20 protein-coding genes are annotated in these 19,186 nt (G+C 68.6%); 13 read left to right on the top strand and 7 right to left on the bottom strand.

Translation table 11 applies throughout. The features are described from left to right. Positions 1-256: 256 nt before the first annotated feature. Genes B0E54_RS00095 through B0E54_RS00065 form a run of 7 tightly spaced genes read left to right on the top strand, consistent with a single transcriptional unit; the run spans position 257 to position 7,402 of the window. Positions 257-808, top strand: coding sequence for a hypothetical protein (locus tag B0E54_RS00095; RefSeq protein ID WP_234580897.1), 552 nt, complete (start codon positions 257-259; stop codon positions 806-808). Between the two features lie 55 nt (positions 809-863). Continuing rightward, on the top strand, positions 864-3,296 hold the full coding sequence (locus B0E54_RS00090) for a radical SAM protein (RefSeq protein WP_234580896.1): 2,433 nt from the start codon (positions 864-866) through the stop codon (positions 3,294-3,296). Between the two features lie 8 nt (positions 3,297-3,304). Beyond that, on the top strand, positions 3,305-4,150 hold the full coding sequence (locus B0E54_RS00085) for a hypothetical protein (RefSeq protein ID WP_234580894.1): 846 nt from the start codon (positions 3,305-3,307) through the stop codon (positions 4,148-4,150). A 46-nt stretch (positions 4,151-4,196) separates the two neighbouring features. After that, positions 4,197-4,730, top strand: a complete 534-nt coding sequence (locus B0E54_RS00080) for a DinB family protein (protein WP_234580893.1) — start codon at positions 4,197-4,199, stop codon at positions 4,728-4,730. Then, complete coding sequence (locus B0E54_RS32650) at positions 4,727-5,770, top strand: phosphotransferase (RefSeq protein WP_234580891.1); 1,044 nt, start codon at positions 4,727-4,729, stop codon at positions 5,768-5,770. The genes B0E54_RS00080 and B0E54_RS32650 overlap by 4 nt, the downstream gene beginning before the upstream one ends. Continuing rightward, positions 5,767-6,729, top strand: a complete 963-nt coding sequence (locus tag B0E54_RS00070) for a class I SAM-dependent methyltransferase (RefSeq protein WP_234580887.1) — start codon at positions 5,767-5,769, stop codon at positions 6,727-6,729. The genes B0E54_RS32650 and B0E54_RS00070 overlap by 4 nt, the downstream gene beginning before the upstream one ends. 4 nt (positions 6,730-6,733) lie before the next feature. Then, the gene (locus tag B0E54_RS00065) at positions 6,734-7,402 is read left to right on the top strand and encodes a DUF402 domain-containing protein (protein ID WP_234580886.1); all 669 of its coding nucleotides are present in this window, start codon (positions 6,734-6,736) and stop codon (positions 7,400-7,402) included. Between the two features lie 85 nt (positions 7,403-7,487). On the opposite strand, the gene B0E54_RS00060 is transcribed toward B0E54_RS00065, so the two are convergent. Beyond that, positions 7,488-8,438: a LysR family transcriptional regulator gene (locus B0E54_RS00060; protein WP_234580884.1), complete on the bottom strand. Its 951-nt coding sequence runs from the start codon at positions 8,436-8,438 to the stop codon at positions 7,488-7,490. 724 nt (positions 8,439-9,162) lie between these two features. Further along, a complete protein-coding gene (locus tag B0E54_RS00055) occupies positions 9,163-10,146 on the bottom strand; it encodes a YafY family protein (protein ID WP_234580882.1) in 984 nt (327 codons plus the stop codon). A 167-nt stretch (positions 10,147-10,313) separates the two neighbouring features. Between B0E54_RS00055 and B0E54_RS00050 the strand changes: the two genes are divergently transcribed. The 3 genes from B0E54_RS00050 (at position 10,314) to B0E54_RS00040 (ending at position 11,993) form a co-directional block, all read left to right on the top strand. Beyond that, the gene (locus tag B0E54_RS00050; protein ID WP_234580880.1) at positions 10,314-11,144 is read left to right on the top strand and encodes an NAD(P)H-binding protein; all 831 of its coding nucleotides are present in this window, start codon (positions 10,314-10,316) and stop codon (positions 11,142-11,144) included. 1 nt (position 11,145) lies between these two features. Continuing rightward, entirely contained in the window at positions 11,146-11,409 is a 264-nt protein-coding gene (locus B0E54_RS00045; protein ID WP_234580879.1) for a hypothetical protein, read from the top strand. A gap of 128 nt (positions 11,410-11,537) precedes the next feature. Beyond that, complete coding sequence (locus B0E54_RS00040) at positions 11,538-11,993, top strand: hypothetical protein (RefSeq protein WP_234580875.1); 456 nt, start codon at positions 11,538-11,540, stop codon at positions 11,991-11,993. Here the strand turns inward: B0E54_RS00040 and B0E54_RS00035 are convergent, their stop codons facing one another. Continuing rightward, positions 11,994-12,158: a helix-turn-helix domain-containing protein gene (locus B0E54_RS00035; protein ID WP_234580874.1), complete on the bottom strand. Its 165-nt coding sequence runs from the start codon at positions 12,156-12,158 to the stop codon at positions 11,994-11,996. Between the two features lie 76 nt (positions 12,159-12,234). Between B0E54_RS00035 and B0E54_RS00030 the strand changes: the two genes are divergently transcribed. The 3 genes from B0E54_RS00030 to B0E54_RS32295 all read left to right on the top strand — a co-directional run bounded on the left by B0E54_RS00030 (position 12,235) and on the right by B0E54_RS32295 (position 13,900). Next, positions 12,235-12,813, top strand: coding sequence for a LamG domain-containing protein (locus B0E54_RS00030; RefSeq protein WP_234580873.1), 579 nt, complete (start codon positions 12,235-12,237; stop codon positions 12,811-12,813). Positions 12,814-12,981: 168 nt separating this feature from the next. Beyond that, the gene (locus tag B0E54_RS00025) at positions 12,982-13,668 is read left to right on the top strand and encodes a hypothetical protein (protein ID WP_234580872.1); all 687 of its coding nucleotides are present in this window, start codon (positions 12,982-12,984) and stop codon (positions 13,666-13,668) included. Positions 13,669-13,774: 106 nt separating this feature from the next. After that, the gene (locus B0E54_RS32295; RefSeq protein WP_255786177.1) at positions 13,775-13,900 is read left to right on the top strand and encodes a hypothetical protein; all 126 of its coding nucleotides are present in this window, start codon (positions 13,775-13,777) and stop codon (positions 13,898-13,900) included. A gap of 484 nt (positions 13,901-14,384) precedes the next feature. Here the strand turns inward: B0E54_RS32295 and B0E54_RS00020 are convergent, their stop codons facing one another. From B0E54_RS00020 to B0E54_RS00005, 4 genes are all read right to left on the bottom strand, one after another. Continuing rightward, positions 14,385-15,530, bottom strand: coding sequence for a hypothetical protein (locus B0E54_RS00020; protein ID WP_234580871.1), 1,146 nt, complete (start codon positions 15,528-15,530; stop codon positions 14,385-14,387). Continuing rightward, entirely contained in the window at positions 15,527-16,099 is a 573-nt protein-coding gene (locus B0E54_RS00015; RefSeq protein ID WP_234580869.1) for an RNA polymerase sigma factor, read from the bottom strand. The genes B0E54_RS00020 and B0E54_RS00015 overlap by 4 nt, the downstream gene beginning before the upstream one ends. 516 nt (positions 16,100-16,615) lie before the next feature. Further along, on the bottom strand, positions 16,616-17,911 hold the full coding sequence (locus tag B0E54_RS00010) for a hypothetical protein (RefSeq protein ID WP_234580867.1): 1,296 nt from the start codon (positions 17,909-17,911) through the stop codon (positions 16,616-16,618). Then, on the bottom strand, positions 17,908-18,567 hold the full coding sequence (locus B0E54_RS00005) for a hypothetical protein (protein ID WP_234580866.1): 660 nt from the start codon (positions 18,565-18,567) through the stop codon (positions 17,908-17,910). Before B0E54_RS00005 ends, B0E54_RS00010 begins: the two co-directional genes overlap by 4 nt. Positions 18,568-19,186: the final 619 nt, after the last annotated feature.

Raw genomic sequence — 19,186 nt, 5'->3', positions numbered from 1 at the left:
TCATCAGTCTTCGGCAATGCTGATACCACCGTCCAAAATGTGGACCCGGCGTGGACCTACCAGGAAACGGGCGCTAGATTCCCGTCATTACACCGCGCCAGGGGGAGTCGTGCAAGTCGATGTGAGAAGTCGGGACGGACCACGGTGTCTCTTTTGTTTTCCAGCCGCTATATCGCCCAGCCAGCTACTGGTCTCAACACCTAATTTCTACTTGTTGGCACCGGTCGGGCAGGTGGTCGAGGGCTACCTTTCCATCATGACGAGGGCATGCCATGACACGCCTTTTCGTCTGCGCTGTTTCGACGACGTTCTCGAGGAGTGGTTCCCCGAGATCGAGACGCTCCAGTCTCTGATCACCGGCTTCTACAGCGACGTGTACGACGCGCCCCCCGTCTTCTACGAGCACGGTCGCGGCGGCGGCGGTGCGTCGGCGTTCGCCGAGGAGGACTACGCCTTCCATCCGCACCTGTGCTCGCTGCCCGGCTCGCTACGCATCCACGAGCCGCTGTCGGAGCTGTTCGCCTCATCCCCGGCACCGCTGCCGGGACTGCGCGAACAGATCGGCTTCCGGCCCTACATCTACGTCCACACGCCCTTCGACGCCGGTCACCAGGAGCCGATCGCCTACTTCACGGCGGACGACCCGGCGGACGGGCGGGTCACGGGCTTCAGGTTGAAGAAGCTCCTCGTGGACGCGAACGGGCTGGACAGCGGATGGGACTGGCGCACCCATCCCGGCGAGAGCGAACTGAACTCGCTGATCGAGCGGTTCACCGACTGGTACACGAGCAAGTTCCGCCACTACTGACGTCCGCTCGGTGCGCCGCTCGGCGGCACAACCCGATCGACCCGAGGAGTCTTCGTTGTTGTTCCAGAACGGCAAGCAGGAGCGTCTTGACCGCACGTACCTGGAGACCGAGACCGAGCGGCTGGACCGTAAGGTGGCCAAGGAGGGCTTCGCGAGACTCGCCACCCCCGAGCGCTATCTGTTCGCCCGTGGCCTGGCCGAGCTGCCGATCGAGAGTCTCGATGAACTCGGCTCCCTGCCGCCGATGGTGAAGAAGGCCATCCAGCGCCTCGACAAGACCGACAACCGCACCTACGCCCGGGTGTCCGCCAACCTGCTGGCTCTCACGGTGGCGGACGGCTCCATCTACGACCTGGACCGCAGCCCGCTGGAGGACGGTCCCGCGGCGATCTTCGTACCCAACGTCGGCGGCCAGTACCCGGTGCGCGGCGGCACGGTCGGCAACCGCTCGCGCCGCGTCCTCGGCATCCAGCCCCCGATCGGTTCGTTCTACGTGGCGTCCTGGTTGGGCCTGCTCGGCGTGGAGGTCAAGGCCTTCAACCTGGAACTCGGCGACTCGGAGTTCGAGGCCTGCGAGGCGGCCCTCGACCAGTTCGGGGAGCGCTGCTACTTCCTCTTCTCGACCTCGAACTTCTTCACCCAGACCGAGATCGAGTCGATGTACTTCCTCAACCAGCAGTGCCGCCGGCACGAGGAGCGCGGCTACGTGCCCCGCCTGGTCGGCGCCGGCTACAGCTCGTACTTCTGCCGCCGGGAATATCTGGAGTACACCCCGCTGGACATCGTCGTCGGACCGCACGGCGAGACCAGCGAGGCGGACATGATCTTCTCCTCCGCGTACGAGGGGCCCCGGGACACCCGCCCCGCCCTGGAACTCTTCCGCGACATCCCCAACCTGCACCTGGCCGACCGGACCGGCGACGCCGTGCGGGTACACGACACCCGGGTCGTCAAGCTGACCGAGTTCGAGCGCCGGGTGTTCTCCGGCGGCCTCGACGTCAAGCTCATGGAGCTGGACACCAAGTACTGGACGCCCACCAACATCATGGACGTCTGCGCTCCCGACGACCTCAACATCCCGCTCGAACTCGCCGAACTTCCGCAGATCGACGCGGGGGCGAGCACCGACGAGTCCGGCCGGGAGACCGGCGCGCGGGCCCGCTCCACGCTCAGCCTGAGCAACTACGTGCACCGTCCGAACGCCATCAAGATGATGACGGTCTTCGGCAGCTGTCCCCGGGCCTGCGAGTTCTGCCAGCTCACCCAGTGGGGCGAGCAGCTCTACTTCTACGACGGCAGCGAGGCCGTGCGCGCCATGAACCGCGCCGCGGCGGCCTACCCCGATCTCCAGATGTACATCTTCGAGGACGACGACTTCCTGCTGCGCCGTTCACACGTCGAGTCCCTGATCTCGGCGCTGCGCGAGAACGAGCCGACCCAGGGCAAGACCATCTACGTCTCCACCGTGCCGATGGAGGTGGATCCCGACATCATGCTCGACCTGCGCGACGTCGGCTTCCGGGCCATGCTGCTCGGGCTGGAGACGCCGGTGGAGCGGGTCGCCCGCCAGATCGGCAAGTTCAAGCCCCGCTACAGCTGGGAGCACATCCTCGAGGCACCCAAGATTGGCCACGACGCGGGTCTGCACATGCGGATCACCGCCATCCCGTTCTATCCGCTGGTGCAGGAAGGCGACCTCGCCGGCGTCCTCAACGGCCTACTCGACTTCATCACCTACAAGACGGGCATCTCCGTCGCAGTGCACCCGCTGGTCAAGGCCGCACCCGGCATCGACCTGACCAAGCACGGCGCCCACCAGGTGACGACCAAGCCGTACACCCTGCCCGACGGCTCCGGCCGCTCGATCGATCTCCTCCAGTACGTCATGCCGGACGATCCGATCGTCTCGGCAGTGGCCCTCGAAGCTATCCGGACCACCGCGGACCGGGTGGACTCGATCGTCGAGACGCTGGGCACCAACGGTGGTGACCACCCGTCCGCGCTCGGTGTGGTGGCCCTTTTCGCCAGCACCGTCGAAGCCTGGCGGCGGACGCCCGGGCGCACCATCGACGACGAGGTGCTCGACGCCCTCGACCTCCGGCTCAAGGCGGCGATCGACCAGATCACCTTCAAGCACCGGGCGATGACCGACGTGCACCGGGTGCTCCGGGACCAGGGGCGGAATCCCCGTGCCCTCACGGACTACCTCAACGAGGAGAACGCGCCGTACCTGCACCTCGGACTGCGGATGGCTGCGGACTTCGGCACCCCCGAGGAGGCCTTGGCCGCCGCCCGGATCGCGACCTTCGCGCAGGCCGAGGGCTTCACCGACTGGACGGTCCAGCACAGCCTGCGCTACGCCCTCAAGCGCCGGATGCCCGAGGACGTCCAGCGCGAGCTCACCACCCTGGTGGATCGTCTGGGCGAGCCGGTCCGGCCGGTCATCGAGCAGCACGCCCCCAAGCTGCTGCGCCTGGCCCAGGCGTAGGAAGCCCGGTGGGTGCCGTGGCCCGGAGCGGTGGAAGTTGGCAGTCGGAGCGGGATCGCATCGCGCACGAGTGCGAAGGGATCCGCTCCGAGGTCAGCACCCAGGTCCGGGCGGCGATGGTGGCGGCCGGGCTGCCGGCCGCCACCAACCCGCCGCTCGTCGACCGCTGGTACGACACGTGGATCGACAAGGCCGCCGACGAACAGTGGTACCTGAGTCTGGCCGACGACGAGCGCGGGTCCTTCGTCCGCGTCGAGGGTCTGCCGGAGCTGGCTGCGGCGGCCCGTACGGACCGTCCCGTGCTGCTCGTCGGTGCGCACCTGCACGCCCACACGGTGGGCCCGGTCCACCTGGATTTCCTCGGGCTGCGCCAGACCATCCTCGTCCACGAGGCGATGCTGCCCGTGATGCGCCACTACGGGCTCCGCAACTCCACGTGGACCACACCCGGCCGAGGCTTCAGCCTGTCCTTGCGCGCCGCGCGCGACCAGGGCGGACTGTTCGTCAGCTACGCCGATGTCGGCGTCGACGGTCTTCCGCTGCTGCCGGGGCCGGACGAGGAGAGCGCCCCGGCTCCCGTGCCACGCATGGTCAGCCTCGCCCGGGCACAGGTGTTCACCTGGCGGGTGACACCCGAGGACGGAACGGGTGGGCGCCGCCTGCTGCTGCGGCTGCGACGACGTGCGCCCTGGGAGGCGGGTGAACGGTCGGCGGACGAACCGCGCGCGTGGGTGCGCAGGAGCCTGCTGGCCCGACCCGAGACGTGGATGCTCTGGCGGCAGGTGCGTACGACAGCGTCACGCCCCCTGAGCCTGCGCTGGCCGGGCACCGGCGACGCGTCCGTCGCTTCCTGACCCGGGCTTCGCCTGCTCGACAGACCCTACCGAGAGAGAGCGCTCGATGACCATCACCGATAGCTGCACCAAGGCCGAGCTGCTGGCCTCGATGGACGAGCAGCGGAGGCGGATCGAGTCCGTCGCGTCCGTCGTCGACGAGATCGCCGACCTGCCGACCGGGGTGGGCACGTGGACCGTCCGGGACACCCTCTGCCACCTCGCCGTCTACTATCCCGAACACGAGGTGGACGAGCAGATGGCCAAGCTGCGCCGGCTCGCCGCGGCCGGCAGCACGAACCGTCGGCTCGACTTCGACATCGACGCTGCGAACGCCGAACGACTGCGCGCCTACGAGGGCGTACCGGTGTCCGAGATCCTCGACATCGTCACGAGGGCCCGACGCCGCATCCGTGCCGAGGTGGAGGCCCTCGACGACGCATTCCTGGCGCTCCCCGTGGCCGGCACGGCCTGGGGCGATGTCGTGCCGGTGGGCCGCGTCGTCGCGGAGTCGACCTGCACGCACGACGAGGGGCATCTGGACGAGATCGTCCGGGCCGTCCGGGCCCACGACGCGGCCCTCGGGGCCATCCTGTCGTGACCACGCGCCTGACCCCCGAGGCGCTCGACGCGGCCATCCTTTCGGCCCTGCCCGGATCCGAGATCGGCGCGGACGAGGAACTGACCATCGAACCGGTGGACGGTGCGCCACACGTGTGGCGGGTGCGCCGCGACGCGGACGCGTCCGGCCCCGGCCGCGCGGCGCGGCCGAGCAACCTGATCGTCAAGTTCCCGCCGGCCGACGACGGCGTGCGCGCGTTCAAGGAACGCCTCGGTCTGCCGGCCGTGGAACGTCACGTGCACAGCCCGGACGGCGTCCACGGCACCGAACTGCTGCGCCTGCCGAGGCTGCGCGGCTGGGGCCCTGCGACCCGCGGGACCTCTCTCGTCCTGGTCCTCGACGACATGGCCGAGGGAACCCTGCCGCCCCGCGCCGTGCTCTCCGCCGCCGACAGCGAGCGAGCGGTCCGGGCCCTCGCCTCGTTCCATGCCCGCTGGTGGGACCGCGTCCCGGACGGGTGGCGGTGGCTGCCCGACGAGGCCGCCCCGGCCCGCGCGGACTTCTTGGTGGGAACCTTTCGCTCGGCGGGACTCTCCGCCGTCGCCGAGGCGAGCTGGTTGCCCGCCGAGGTGCGGTCCGGCTCCGCACGCCTCGCCGAGCGGGCGCCGGCCCTGCTGCGGGCGCTGAGCGCGCCCCCCGTGACCGTCGTCCACGGTGATCTGCACTCGGGCAACGTGCTGTTCCCCGCCGATCCGGCGGAGCCGGGAATCCGGGTGATCGACTGGGAGGCCGCGACACGTGCCCGCGGACCGCTGGACCTGGCCTTCCTCGTCGCAAACAGCGAGGCCGACGACGTGGAACTGCTCGATCTCTACCGGAGGGAGCTGACTGTCGCGGTGCCTGGCATCACTGCCGACGCGCTGCTGAGCGACTACCGCCGTGCTCTGCTCTACCACTACCTGCGCCGGGTGGCGCTGCGCACGGCCTACGGGGCGGGCGTCCCCGACGACGCCGCCGTCCGCCGGGCCACGGCCGCCCTGGTGCGGCATCACGCCTTCGACGAACTCGATGCGTTGTGAACGACCCGCAGGATTCCCGCAAGGCGGCATCGGCGGCCAGGGGTGACCGTCCCCGCACCGGCGGGGCCAGTTCCACCGCGCTGGGCAACGCGTTCATGCGAGCCTTCCACACCGCTCACGAGCCAGCGCCGGTCCACGTCGACCCGGTCGCCGCGCAACTGCTGAGCGAGCAGGAGTGGGCCTTCTTCCGCGGGAGCGTCCTCGGCTCGTCGGCGGTACGCGGTCCGCAGGCCGACCGGAACCCGGAGGGCGCCATCCGCTGGTGGATGCGCGCTGGTTCGGTGGCGGCGCCGCACGTGCTGCTGCGCGGCCGTCACACCGAGGATGCCCTGCGCCGCGCCTGCGGCCGTGGAGCGCGGCAGTACCTGCTGCTCGGCGCGGGCTTCGACAGCTTCGCACTGCGCCGGCCGGAGTGGGCGGAAGGGTTGACGGTGTACGAGATCGATCAGCCGGCCACGCAGGAACTGAAGCGGGCCCGGGTGGCCCGGCTGCGCCCCGACGGAGTGACCGGGCTGCGGATGGTCCCGGCGAACCTCGCCGACCAGCGGCTCGACGAGGTGCTGCGGAAGGTTCCCGGGCTCGACGGCACCCGGCGCACCTTCGTGGCGTGGAGCGGGGTCACCTACTACCTGCAGGAGCAGGCGATCTCCGCCACCCTGGAGGCGCTCGGCGGGTTCTTCACCGCTGGGCTGACCGTCGTGCTCGACTACTGGGAGGCGCGGCATCTCGCTGAGCCTCGGGACGCAGCCGTCGCGAGCATGGCGGCGAGCGTACGACGCAACGGCGAACCCTTCGTCTGGGGCTCCTCGCCCCGGGAACTGGCCACCCTGGCCAGCTCCACGGGATACCAGGTGCTGGCCGATGTCAGCGCGGTCGAGGTGGCGAGGGACTGTCAGGCGAGGGGCAGCGTCGCCCTCTCACCGCACCCCATCGGCCGGTTTGCGGAGTTGGAGGGGTGAGGCCATGACGGCACCGCGGCGGTGGACGCCTGGCGAGCAGGTGCTGGTGCAGGAGGTCTGGCGGGACCGGGTGTGGTCCGCGCGGCCGATGACGGCGGTGCGGGACGACAGCGATCTCCTCGTCTTGTGGATGCCGGCGGGCACCGAGTGGCGGGCACCCGACTCCCCGCCGGAGAGGCCTGCTCCGGCCGACCGGGGGGAGCGGATCGCCGAGTGCCTCGTCCGGTCGGACTGGGTGCACATCGACCGGGTCTGGCGGATGAACACCCTCTGGCTCATGCCGCACCGCCTGCACCACGTGGTCTGGGTCTGCTGGGATCGGGAAGGCGCGCACCTCGGCTGGTACGTGAACTTCCAGCGCCCGTACGTCCGTGCCGGCGCCACCGTCCAGTACATGGACTACGCCCTTGACCTCCGGGTCGCCCCGGACGGCACGGCGACCTGGAAGGACGAGGGCGATCTCGCCCAGTTGACGAGCCGGGGTCTGGTGCCGCCGGAGAGCGTCCGGTCGATGCGCGCCGAGGGAGTGGCACTGAGCCGGGCGGCGCTGCGGCGCGATCCCCCGTTCGACGTGCGCTGGACCGACTGGCGTCCCGACCCGAACTGGCCGGTGCCCCTCCTCGACCCGCGCTGGTCCCTGCCGGGCTTCGGCGCCGGCGAGCACTCCGGCTGAGACGGGGCCTGCGTCGCCGGTCGGACCGGTGAGGCCGGACGAGGGGAACTGCCTGATCGGAGCAGGGGGCGAGGGTGCGGTCCGGTCAGTGCACCGAGGCGACGAGCGCATCCCGCGCCTCCCCACCCCCGCCGCAGGCGAAGGTCTCGCGGAACACGCTGCGGGCCGCACGCACCAGAGGCGTGATGTCCGAGGTACGCCACAGCAGGCTGATGGCATGTCTGAGCAGCGGAGCCGCGAAGGGCCGGACGCTGATCGGCGCGCGGCTCGCCCTGGCGGCCATCCTCGGCACGCAGGCGACGCCGACCCCGCTGCCGGCGAGGGCGCACGCCATCGCATAGTCCGCCGTCTCGAACGCGACCACCGGAGGGGGCATCGAGCGGCTCGCGAACAGCGCCTCCAACGCCTCCCGCGAAGCCAGGCCACGCCGCCCGATGATGAGGGGAAAACCCGCCAGCGCTGTCCAGTGCAGGGGCATGCGCTCCGCCGTCAGGGGATGCCCCTCGTTGGCGACCAGGAGCAATTCTTCCTCGAGCAGCACCTCCGAGCTCAGCCCCGCCGGCACGGAAGGTGGTCGACCGTGGATGTACGAGGGGGTGAGCAGGAGATGGATGTCGCCCTCGGCTAATCGCTCGAACCCGTCGGCATGGTCGAACTCCTGCATGGACAGGGCGATGGTCGGGTGCCTGCGGCGCAACTCGGCCAGGACGTCGGGCAGGAACTGGGTCTCGCCCGTGGTGAAGGTGCCGATGCGCAGTTGCCCTTCCGACACTTCGAGGAACTGCATCAGGTCGGTCTCGGTGGCCCGCAGGATCGCCTCGATCTCGCGCGCCCGCTGCACGAGCAGCTCACCGGCAGCGGTGAGCCGCGCGCCCCGGCGGTGCCGTACGAGCAACTGCATTCGAACTTCCCGTTCGAGCTTGGCCATTTGTTGGCTCAAGGCGGGGGCCGTATAACCGAGTCTTGACGCAGCCGCAGAAATCGAACCGGTTTCCGCCACCGCGACGAGCGCGAGCAGTCGACTGAGATCCTGCACTGTTCCTCCATTTGAGCAGCGGAATGCACCTCCTGAGGGCACACGTGACGACCGAATTGCCATCGGGCATTCGGCAGGGAGGTGTCAACGACGTACAAAGGCCGACCGCGCGCTCACGGCATGGAATGACCGTGGTCGACGTCTGGTCTCGCGGTGATTCCGCACAACGACATGTCCACGTAGCGCCCCCGTATCAGTGAACGTTCGCCCTGACGGGCAGTCGGCCTGCCAGGGCTACTCCCGGTAGTCTCCAGAGCACGCCCGGCCGGCGCAAGACGATCCACCCGACGTCTCGCGTTTCGAGATTTCAAGGTGGCGACCAGCACCTGCCGACCCGGACGCCGCAGAACGGGGCACCGACCGACCGTCCAGGGACGACGGAGGGCTGCCAGACGGACTCGTGTGCGTGGGCCGACGTCTGGGCCGCGTCGACGCCGGTCAGACTTTATTAGGCACTCGAAGAGGGCCGCTTGACATTGACGTCCATCCTTCGCCTGTTGAACGCGGACCGGTCGCCGAATCGGCTCGTACAGCCGCAGACCGCAGCCCGGCTCGGTGAGTCGACCACTCGCCGCGAACGGACGCCATTCCTGTCGACGGAATTGGGCCCCTGCGGCCAGTCACAGCCGAGCAGGCATTCCAAAATTCACAGTGCACGGTCGGGCGGGACTCAAGGCACCCCGGAGCGCGTTGTCCCGGCTCGAAGCGCGGCCGGCGTTGGGGGTCAGTCGGCACGGGTGGTGCTTGGTGTGTCGCCGGCGGCGCGTCGATACCGGTCGGCAAGCATCCTGAGGTGACCGAGGAGCTCCGGCGGCTCAATGACCTCGAAGTCGGCGCCGAGCAGACCGAACCAGACAGCGAGTTGCTCGAGGTTGTCAGATCCCGTGCGCACCCTGCAGCGATCTCTACCGATAAATTCGACGGGCCCTACTGCTGATGGGAGTTTTTCGACGACGACTTCGGCGGGCAGGTGCACGATGATTGTCGCCCGGTGTCGCCACACGGCTCGGCCGATCCCGCGCATGACGTATGCGCCGACATCCGAGTCCGGCAGCGGCCGGGCGAGAAACCGAGGCCCGTGCGGTAGACGCAAGGTCATACGGTCGACGCGGTAGGTGCGCCAATCTTCCCGCTGGATGTCCCAACCGACGAGGTACCAGCGTCTCCCCCAGTTGACCAGGCGGTAGGGCTCGGCCTCACGGCGAGACTCTGAGGCGTCGTGGGAGCGGTAGTCAAAACGCAGTCGTTGCCGGTCTCGGCACGCTACGGCGATCTCGCTGAGCGTCGTTGCGGCAACCCGCTGATTGTCGTCGCCTGCCGAGACGGCGACACTGTAGGTCTGTAGCGCGTTGATTCGGTTCCGCAGCCGGGTTGGCAGCACTTGTTCGAGTTTCGCCAAGGCTCGGGCGGAGGATTCCTCGATGCCGGCTACGGACGGCGTGGCGGTGCGCAGTCTGATGGCGATGGCGACGGCTTCCTCATCATCGAGCAGTAGCGGCGGGAGGACTGCGCCCGCGGCAAGGCGGTAGCCGCCGTCGGTGCCGAACGTGGCGTGCACCGGGTAGCCGAGAGCGCGGAGACGCTCGACGTCGTTGCGCACGGTTCTGGTGGTCACGTTCAGCCGCTCGGCCAGCTCGGTGCTGCTCCACCTGCGTGAGGTTTGCAGGAGAGACAGCAGCCGGAGCAACCGCGCCGATGTTTCCAACATGCCGGAAGTTTCCCACCCCAGTAGGAAACTGATGTTCCTACTTCGATGCCAGAGTCTGCCGCATGGACAACACGAAGGCACCGGTGAATCAGGAGCGGCTCGAGAGCATCTGACGGCAAGCCCGAGACCTAATCCCACTCAGCCCTCACCACTTTCTGGAGTAATCAATGATCCTCGTGACTGCGGCTACGGCACCCGTGGGCCGGTCCATCGTCGAGCAGCTGGTGTCGATCGGTAAGCCTGCACGGGCCCTGACTCGTGACCCGCAGCAGGCGGATCTTCCTGCCGGCGCTGAGGTCGTCGCCGGCGACATGAAGGACCCTGCGACTCTGCCGGCTGCGGTGAGGGACGTCGACGGGATCTTCGTCCTCGCCATGGGCCCTGGGGTGCCAGAGCTCATCGAGGCCGCGAAGAACGCCGGTGTCAAGCGCGTGGTGTTCCAGTCCACCGCGGAGATCGACGACAACGCGGAGCAGCAGCCCAACGACATCGCTGCGTTCCACCACGGCATCGAGCAGGCGATCATCGACTCCGGGATGCAGTGGACCTTCCTGCGACTGGACATCAACTCCGCCGACGCGCTGCACTGGGCATTCGACGTCCCTGGACAGCTCGCGGCCGGTGACGTCGTTCGAGGCCCCTACGCCGACGCAGCAGGCTCCCCGATTCACCCCGCTGACCTCGCCGGGATCGCTGTGGCAGCGCTGACCCAGGACGGGCACAGCGAGCAGCGTTACCACGTCACCGGACCGCAGTCGCTTACCCACCGGGAGCAGATCGAGCTGATCGGCAGGACGCACGGCCGTGAGCTGCGATACGAGGAGATCGATCCCGCGACCGCGCGGGCGGAGATCGCCCCGCACGCGCCTGCTGACCTGTTGTTCGCCACTTGGGAGACGCACGTCAACAAGCCCGCGCCGGTCACGGACACCATCGAGCGCGTGACCGGCCGTGCGCCGCGCAGCATGCGCGAGTGGGCCGAAGCGCACCCGGCCTAGCGTGATCCGAACCGGACGGCAGCGCTTCGCCGCCGCCCGGTCGAGCGGCCTCTACGACACGGGCCGGCAGGCGCTGTCCGAGTTGCGCCGGGTACCGGGCGTGCTGCGCAAGGGAGGCGCCGATCCACAGCTGAGCCCGCAGCCCGGCATCGACGATCTCGACCGGCTGTTGCCCAAGCCGAAGCCACCGGTGTCGCCGCCACCGTCGCTTGGTGGAATCTTCGCCGCCATCCGCGCGATCCTCTCCAGCTGGTTCGGTTGGTGACCGCTCGGAGGGGTGGGACGGACACGTCGGCCTACCCCACCGGGCTGCGGTGAGACGTATCGTTCGTTGATGATCCGGGCCGGCCGAGGTGGCCGGCCCGGATCCGCCGACAGAGAAAGAGGCGTGTGATGCGGTTCTATCGGCGCCGGTCGGTAGCCCTCGCCCTCACGGCTGTCACGCTCGTGTCGGCTTGTGGTGGCCCGCCGCCGGAGAAGCGGTCGACCGAGGAGTTGCTCGCCATCGGCCAAGCGCGACTCGACGAGATCACCACTCCCGCCGGTTGGCAGCTGCGGGGCACACCGGTGGCCGAGCGATCCCGGGGGAAGCTGCGCTGGGAACGCCACTACCAGGCCTACAACAAGGCGGACACGGCGGTTCGCGAGCTGGACGAACAGATCGTGGCGGCCGGCTGGCGTCACCACACGAATTGCGACAACGGCCCGGGGGTGGCGTGCTGGACGTACGACAAGGGGGGATTGACGATCTGGCCGTCGACGATCGACGGCACCCCCTGCCCGGCGGGCCATCCGGTGTGCGCCGAGGTAATGATCTCCATGCGGGAGAACTTCACGGAGCCGATCTGATCAGATCCACCCTTGGCGGACCGCCTCGGCACCCGCCTGAAAGCGGCTGCTCACCCGGAGCCGGTCGGTAAGCTCGGCCACCACCCGACGCACGGTGCGCGCGGAGAGGCCGAGCTTCCGGCCGGCCGACTCGTCGGTGTGACCGGCGTCGAACAGGTGCAGCAAGGCGCGACATTCGCGGGCACAACTGGACCGATCAGGTGACCGGCAACACGCTGACGCTGAGCAACCCCGCACCGACGTGGGTACAGGACACCCGCATCTTGGCGCGCGGCACATCGACGGGACCCCGCGCTGGTCCTTCTACACGAAGGACACCAGCGACTCCTTGAGCGGTGGTGTCGACGCCTCGAGCGCCACGACCATCACCACCGCCGACCTGAACAAGTGGGTACACCTGACTGGGGTCTACGACGCCGGTGAAAGGGTCATGCGGCTGTACGTCAACGGCGCCCTCGTGAAGGAGTCCGCCAGAGCGGCAACGCCGTGGAAGGCCACCGGGCCGCTCTGCATCGGTCGCGGTTGGTACAACGGCGGAGTCGTGGACCCGTACTACGGTGACATCGCCGACGTACGCGCCTGGAACCGCGTGGTCACCGTCGATGACCTGAGCGGTACGGACGCCGACGCCGCCAACGGCGTCCCGGCCATGCCCGGCATCCTGGCCGTGACCGAGATCGCGAATTGGGACTTCAGCGGGGGCGCCGACTGCTTCTGCGACAGTGCCACGGACACCGCGTACTTCGGCCGGCCCCCTGACGCTGAATTCCGGCTCGGCCAACACGCCGCCCACCTCGGCTTTTGTCTACGGTGGTCATGATGGGAACGAGATGCTCGATCTGGATGGCCTCGCCGGACGGGCGACGACCTCCACGCGGCCGTCGCCCCCGACAGCGTGGCACCCGAACTGGTCGGACCTGGCAAATAGTTTGTCCTGGACCAAATCGATGACAGCAAGAGCCGTATGGGTTTACTGAGGGGTGGAGCGGTGACCGACCCAAACCGTCGATCTTCTTCGATCGGAGAGGAACTGAAACAGATCGGCGGGGAGGGAGCGCACTGGCACCGGCGGGCAGATGGCCTATATGTACCGAGGGGCCGGGTGCAGCGGGATGCGCCGGTGGAGCCCGTGCCCAACAAGGCCGAAAGGTCACAGGCGGTGGCAACATGGTTCGCGGTGGCGGCCTCCGCCGCGGCACTGATCGTGGCGATCGTGGGTAATCAGATCAACAAGGACAACGTCGAGCAGGTGCGCAACGCGAACGCACATCAACAACAGAAAGATGCGGAACAGGCGGCTGAGCAATCTCGAGCGAATACGGAACGCGTTCAGTGGTGGGTGGTCAACAACGTTCTGACCATCGAGAACAAGGGGAAGATCCCCGTCCTCTATCCTTACGCATGGGACTTCTTCGAAAAAGTTCCGACCGGCATCCAGCCACGGATCCGCGTAACCCGCATACTCCCACCCTGCTCGCGAGTGAGCATCCGGATCGACAGCAAGCAGCAGGTTGCCGCCATAGCCTTCATGAATTCCGAGGGTCGGTGGTATCTCCTCGGAAACGGCAAGTCTGAACCAATGTCGTCCGCCGCCTTGGATCAGTACGGCAGTGACCTGTTGCAAGATGATGCGGATCGACTTGAGCAACCCTATGTGGCCGTAAGCGACTGCTGATCGCGGCGGCGATGCTGGCCCATCGGCACAGCGCACCAACGAGGTGGAACCGCACCCTGTCCGCCGGTCTCGAACCCGTCGGCCGCCGTGACCGTCGCGGTGGCCCGTGGTCGTCTGGGCCTTGCTCGCGTACGGCGCGACGGCCATCTCGGTGGTGGTCGTGACGTCGCTGTTCGGGATCCCGCGGTTGTCGTTCCACTCGCGGACGGTCAGTGGGATCACGGTGCCGTGACGCGGACGAACGACACCCGCGTTGGTCATCGTGATCGCCTTGGCGTTCCAGCTCGGGGCCTCGATGCTCTCGTGGCACGCGGCCTGGTATCCGCCGCCGTTCGTGTGCCGGTCGCCCCAGAGGTAGAACTGGCCCGGGCAGGAGGTGTCACCGGGGTTCGCCTTGAAGATGACCGGTCCCTCGTACCCCTGGTTGGCGACCCACGTCGTGCGCCCCAGCGCCGGCGCGACCAACGTCCAGTCCGTGGTACCCACGCCTGGGCCGTACCGGTTTGCCGGCGAGTAGAGAAAGGCCTGCTCGAATCCAGCCGACCAATGGCAGCAGCGTCCGGTGCGCCCGGGTAGTAGTCGCAGGGCGCCAGGTCCGGAATGCACGTCACGCGTCGATCATCGCGGTCAGGCATGGGCCGCGCGAACAACAGACGACAGCGCGGGCCGCCTCCGGGCGGCCCGCACCGTCATCGAACGCCGGGCGCGTTACCGACCTACAGGTCGGCCTTCGTCACGCGGGAGGACTCGTACGTCGTAGAGGCCTGAGGGAGGCCCGGCACGGTGGAGACGTCCTTGACGAGCATGCCGGTCGTGGCGTCGATGGTCAGCACCTCGCTGCCCTCGCCGCCGAACACCTCGGGGCCGGCGGTGATCGTCAGCGTGGCCTTGCCGTGGGTGGTCGAGTTCTTGACGCTGACCGCGGAGATGGTGGACAGCAGACGCAGCACACCGGCCCGGACCTGCGTGTTGCCGTCGCCAGCGGACAGTGCTTCGGTGCTGTACGTCCACAGGGCGTTGTCGAAGTGCCGCTGAACGGCCTGGGGGCTGTACGGCTTCGGCTCGGCGTTACCGCCCTTCTGCCTGATGATCACCTGGGCATCCGCCTGCTGCTTGTCCCACACCGCCTTCTGCACTGCGGGGTCAAGGCCCACAAGCGGATCGTTGGCTGCCTTGAGCATCTGGGTCCGGCCATCGGCCGGGCTGCTGTCCGCCGCGGCGACGGCCGCCTTGAGGAGCGGAGCGTAGCCACCGTCCGTCATCTGGTCCTGGTGACGGGCGATCGCACGCTTGATGTCCTTCACGCTGTTGCCCGTATAGATCGCGTGACCGTCGGTGTACAGCGTGTAGACGACCTGCATGGTCTTGGTGCCGTTGACCTGCGTCGCCTTCACCAGCCACGCGTCGCCCTCCGACGGGGTGACCGTCTTGATGGACCCGGCCAGGATCATCAGCGGCGCGGGCTCGGCGGACCCGTCGACGGTGGTCGAGCCCGAGGCGGCGGCCGCCGAATCCTTGCCGGCCTCCGTGCCCCCGGTCCCCGACAAGTTGAGCACCACAGCGACGGCTGCCGCCGCGGCGGCAACCCCCACCCCGGCGCCAATGCCCAATCGGCCCGCGATACCGATCCTGCGGCGGCGCTGAAGCGCCGGGCTGGATTCGTGGTCCCGCGTGGCTGTCGTCGTTTCCATGGTTGAAGTCGCCTCCATAGTCGTGTCTTCCGCTGATATTGCGCCCAGCAGCCGCACGGTTCCGGGGTCGGCCATAGCCGCCCGCAGCACCGCCCGCGCCCGCTGATACGCCTCCGGGCGCAGTGGTTCTGCGCTGCCCAACGCACCGACCAGATCAAGCTCGTCGGTCATCGGTGTCTCTCCTTCGCGCTGTTGCGGTCCTTCAGAAGCGCGGACACCCCCGGGGCGTCGCGCAATGCCGCCCTGGCCTGGCTCAGCAACCGCCGCGCGGTGCCGGCCGGTATGCCGAGGGCCCGCGCGGCGTCGGCTGCGGTCAGGTCCTCCCAGGCGACGAGCCTCAGGACCTCCCGCTCTTCGGGTTTGAGCCGCGTCAGGGCCGACCGGAGCACCGCCCGGGCGTCCACGCCGAGGTCCACCGCCGACCACGGATCCCATCCAGTAGCCACGTCCGGCACGTCCGCCACCAGGTCCTCGGCCGGCCGGGCTCGCCAGTAGCGCCGCAAGCGATTCAATGCCACCCCGTACAGCCACGGCCGCGCATCGTCGTACGACCGGTCGTACGATCGCCGCGACTCGAACGCCGCAACCCAAACCTCGCCCAGGAGGTCCTCAGCCGCATCCCGCCCAGCCCGGCGAACGAGGTACGAACCGACGGCGGCCTCATGACGCTCGACCACCTCTACGAAGGCGTCGACATCGCCATCCAGCGACCGGCCTATCAAATCCGCATCCGAAGCCATGGCCCTCCTCGGCAAAGTTCGCGCTTCACCCTGACATTGCCGATCAGGCGGGAAAGTGTTCAGGCGCCGAGGACCGACGGCAAGCGGTCGCCCAATAGCGACCTCTCGGCGGCATGAGCGGCTGCGGCGCTGTCAGCGTAGGGCCCAAGCGTGGGGCCCAGGCCAGGGCCGGGAGTCGAAGCTGGGAGGTAGCGGCAGCGAGGCTCCCAGCCCACATCGGCAGTCTCCCCGCCGTTTCAGGGCTGGATCTGGTTCTCGATGGGGCTGCCAGGGGCGCCGAGACTTGCGGCTCGCCCGATTCTGGCGCGGCGACCGGGCCAACCGATCCCAGACCGCCCGACGAGCGGCCCTACCCGCCTGGCTCTACGCCTGCAATCACCACTGCCATCCCACCGCGCTCGGGAACGTCCCGAGCGACGGTATCGGATCTCGCAGCTTGCAGACGGGTTCTGTCGCAACCTGCTGGTCGGCGCGCGTCGGCGCACATGTGCCGACGATTCGGTCCGGCAGCTCGGCTCAGAAACCGAAAGATCCTGGCCCGGGGATGCTTCGATGGGGAGGCTCCGGGGTCCTTGTGGACAGTTCGTCGGCTGGATTCGGCGGATGAACCTGCGGCGGCGCTGGGCTCGGCGGTATGTACGGCGGCGGCGGCTCGCTGCGATTGACGACGGCCTCTTTGATGGGGCTCTTCGGGCCGATGGACACCCCGTCGATGTCCCGGACGATCAGGGTCTGGCCCGGCTCGGGAATCGGCAGGCGGACGCTGTGGGGATTGGTGAGGGTGATCGGCAGGTCGCGCATCGTGCGCTGCAGGTTTTCGCGGAAGGTGCTGAAATCACCGACGATGCCGGAACGTGGGCAGAGATAGTCGGCCAGGCTCCTGGCCAGTGCGGGGTCGTTGTTCAGGAGATTTTGGGCCGCCGGGACGTCGGTCACGCAGCATTTGAAAGTGTTCCGCTGGGTGTTGCCGTTGCCGACCTGCAATCCTTCGACGGAGAAGACCCGTTCGAGGAAGCTGGGCGGTCGGCTCGTGGCCGAAAGCACCAGCGGCTTCGCCTTGACCGCCCAGCCCGAGATCCGTTGGAGCGACTCGACGAACTCGGTGCGTCGCGCCGCGTTGGTCGGGTCGGCCAGCAGCGCGGTCCGGGCGGCCTTGACTTCGGGACGAGACAGCACCCGCTCAAGGTCGAGGCTCGGCGTCGGGCCGCGGACTTCGAAGCGGTTGATCTGAACGTTGTGGTGGCCGACCTGGGCGCCCCGGGTCCGTTCAAACTTGATTGCAGGCGGAAGGCACTCCCGCAGCGCTGGCGCCGGCTCCTCGGCGGGTCTGGCCGGCGGTGGCAGGTCGGTCTTCGCCAGGTTGACGCTCTGCAGCGCCGCCCGCAGCACTGGCAGCAGCGGCTGGGCCACCAGGTGGCGCCCCGGCGCGTTCAGGTGGCCACGGGCCGCCTGAAGCACGCCGTCGGTCTCCTCGAACTGCGTGGTCACGCGGGCGAACAAAGTCGCGGGAGCGGCGGTACCGGCGAGGCTCTCGAGCGCATCAGCGTCCAGGAGGCGCAGGACGAGCCGAGCTTTGGCCGTCACCACGGTGAGTTTCAGGACTGCCATGCCGGCGAGCAACCGCTGCCATTCAGCCGTGGACTGTGCCGCATGATCGACGGTCGCGATCTGGATCTCGTCGACTGAACCGGACGCCCATATCTCGTCGACCGGTTCGTCGCCGCCGGACCAGGTCATCCGCCGCCGCGCCACCAGCCGGCCGATGGTGCCAGTGCGGAGCCAATAGAGGGTAACGTCGATGCGGTTGGTCATCGGTCTCCGCCTGGTCCGTACCACTCCTCCACGTCATCCGTGGTCGCCCGGCCGGCATCGATCAACCGCACCACGTCGGCCCGAAGATCGTCGTCGCGGATCTTCGCCGCATCGAGCGATGCGGCCACCCGGTCGAGCGCCAGGCGGGTCGCCCGTATCCACATCGCCAGGCCAAGTGCAGCGATGATCACGACGAGGGCGAGGACAAGGGCAAGCCATGCCAGCCCGCGCCCAGCGTCCCGGCCCGGCGGGCCTTTGACCAGGATGGGAACGACCGACGGGGCAAGCGCCGGGGTCGCCGAGACACTCGTGAGGCCCTGCAACTCGGCGGCCGCCTCGGTGTCGCTGTGGTCGATGGCCAGGGCGGCCCGGAACGACGCGGTGGCGGCCGGGAGCTGTCCCGCCCGCCGCGCGGCGCGGCCTTTGGCGACGTAGGCGCTGGCCTTCGCTCGCAGCTCACCGACGTGCTTGAGGCCGTCGTCGGCGCAATCGCCCTCGTCCGAGCGCTCCGCGGTGGCGTAGGCGTCCGCCGCCTGAGTTAGCTGCGCTGACTTGACCAGGCCGTCCGCGTAGTCGCAGAGGGGGGTGGCTCGCGAGCATGAAGCAATAGCCGCCGACAACAGGAGCAGCGGAACTAGAGCACTCAGACGCCGCAACCAGCCTCCCTACACGGTAGCCATACGCATACCCAAGGTAGTGATCGATGGCCATGGCTGGCAATGCCAGCCGTAGGTCACAGCCCGCCGGGGCCCGTGAGTACGGCGCGCCGCTCGGCGACCGGCAGCGCGGTCAGCTCGGCGCGGGGGGGGTTATGACTAGGTATGACTAGGCATGTTGAGGCAGGTGGTCTGGCCTGGATCGGTGATCGCCCGAGGAAAGGGGGGCGGTCGGGCATTCACGATGCCCTGACGCGGCCGATCGGAGAAATAGAACCGTCACCACAAAGGACTCGCCAGTAACCGCACTGCCGGTGGGATCGGCGTCTCAGCTGACGGGAGCGGCCATTAGTCCGAGCTTCGCGGCTTCGACATGCCTCACCCATGGCCCGGCCCCCTGCCTCGGTGGCGCCATCGCCAACAGACGTGCCGTACGCGCACCACAACTACCCGCCCGCCACTTCGGAAGACCGGTCCGCCGGCCAGCCCTTTCGCCCACCGTGAGGGAGAATCGAAGAATGCTTGTCATCAGGGAGCGGTTTTTTTCGATCGGCGACGACTTCGACGTCCTCGACGAGCACGGCACCAAGGTCTTCCACGTCGACGGCAAGGTGCTCAG

The organism is Micromonospora sp. MH99 (genome assembly GCF_021442385.1).
GTDB lineage: Bacteria > Actinomycetota > Actinomycetes > Mycobacteriales > Micromonosporaceae > Micromonospora.
This window is presented reverse-complemented; position numbering and strand designations above follow the sequence as displayed.

Excerpts from the sequence above, each read along its gene's own strand:
- B0E54_RS00095 (WP_234580897.1), top strand. The coding sequence starts at position 257 with ATGACGAGGGCATGCCATGACACGCCTTTTCGTCTGCGCTGTTTCGAC.
- B0E54_RS00080 (WP_234580893.1), top strand. The coding sequence starts at position 4,197 with ATGACCATCACCGATAGCTGCACCAAGGCCGAGCTGCTGGCCTCGATG.
- B0E54_RS00065 (WP_234580886.1), top strand. The coding sequence starts at position 6,734 with ATGACGGCACCGCGGCGGTGGACGCCTGGCGAGCAGGTGCTGGTGCAG.
- B0E54_RS00055 (WP_234580882.1), bottom strand. The coding sequence starts at position 10,146 with ATGTTGGAAACATCGGCGCGGTTGCTCCGGCTGCTGTCTCTCCTGCAA.
- B0E54_RS00050 (WP_234580880.1), top strand. The coding sequence starts at position 10,314 with ATGATCCTCGTGACTGCGGCTACGGCACCCGTGGGCCGGTCCATCGTC.
- B0E54_RS00040 (WP_234580875.1), top strand. The coding sequence starts at position 11,538 with ATGCGGTTCTATCGGCGCCGGTCGGTAGCCCTCGCCCTCACGGCTGTC.
- B0E54_RS00020 (WP_234580871.1), bottom strand. The coding sequence starts at position 15,530 with ATGACCGACGAGCTTGATCTGGTCGGTGCGTTGGGCAGCGCAGAACCA.
- B0E54_RS00015 (WP_234580869.1), bottom strand. The coding sequence starts at position 16,099 with ATGGCTTCGGATGCGGATTTGATAGGCCGGTCGCTGGATGGCGATGTC.
- B0E54_RS00010 (WP_234580867.1), bottom strand. The coding sequence starts at position 17,911 with ATGACCAACCGCATCGACGTTACCCTCTATTGGCTCCGCACTGGCACC.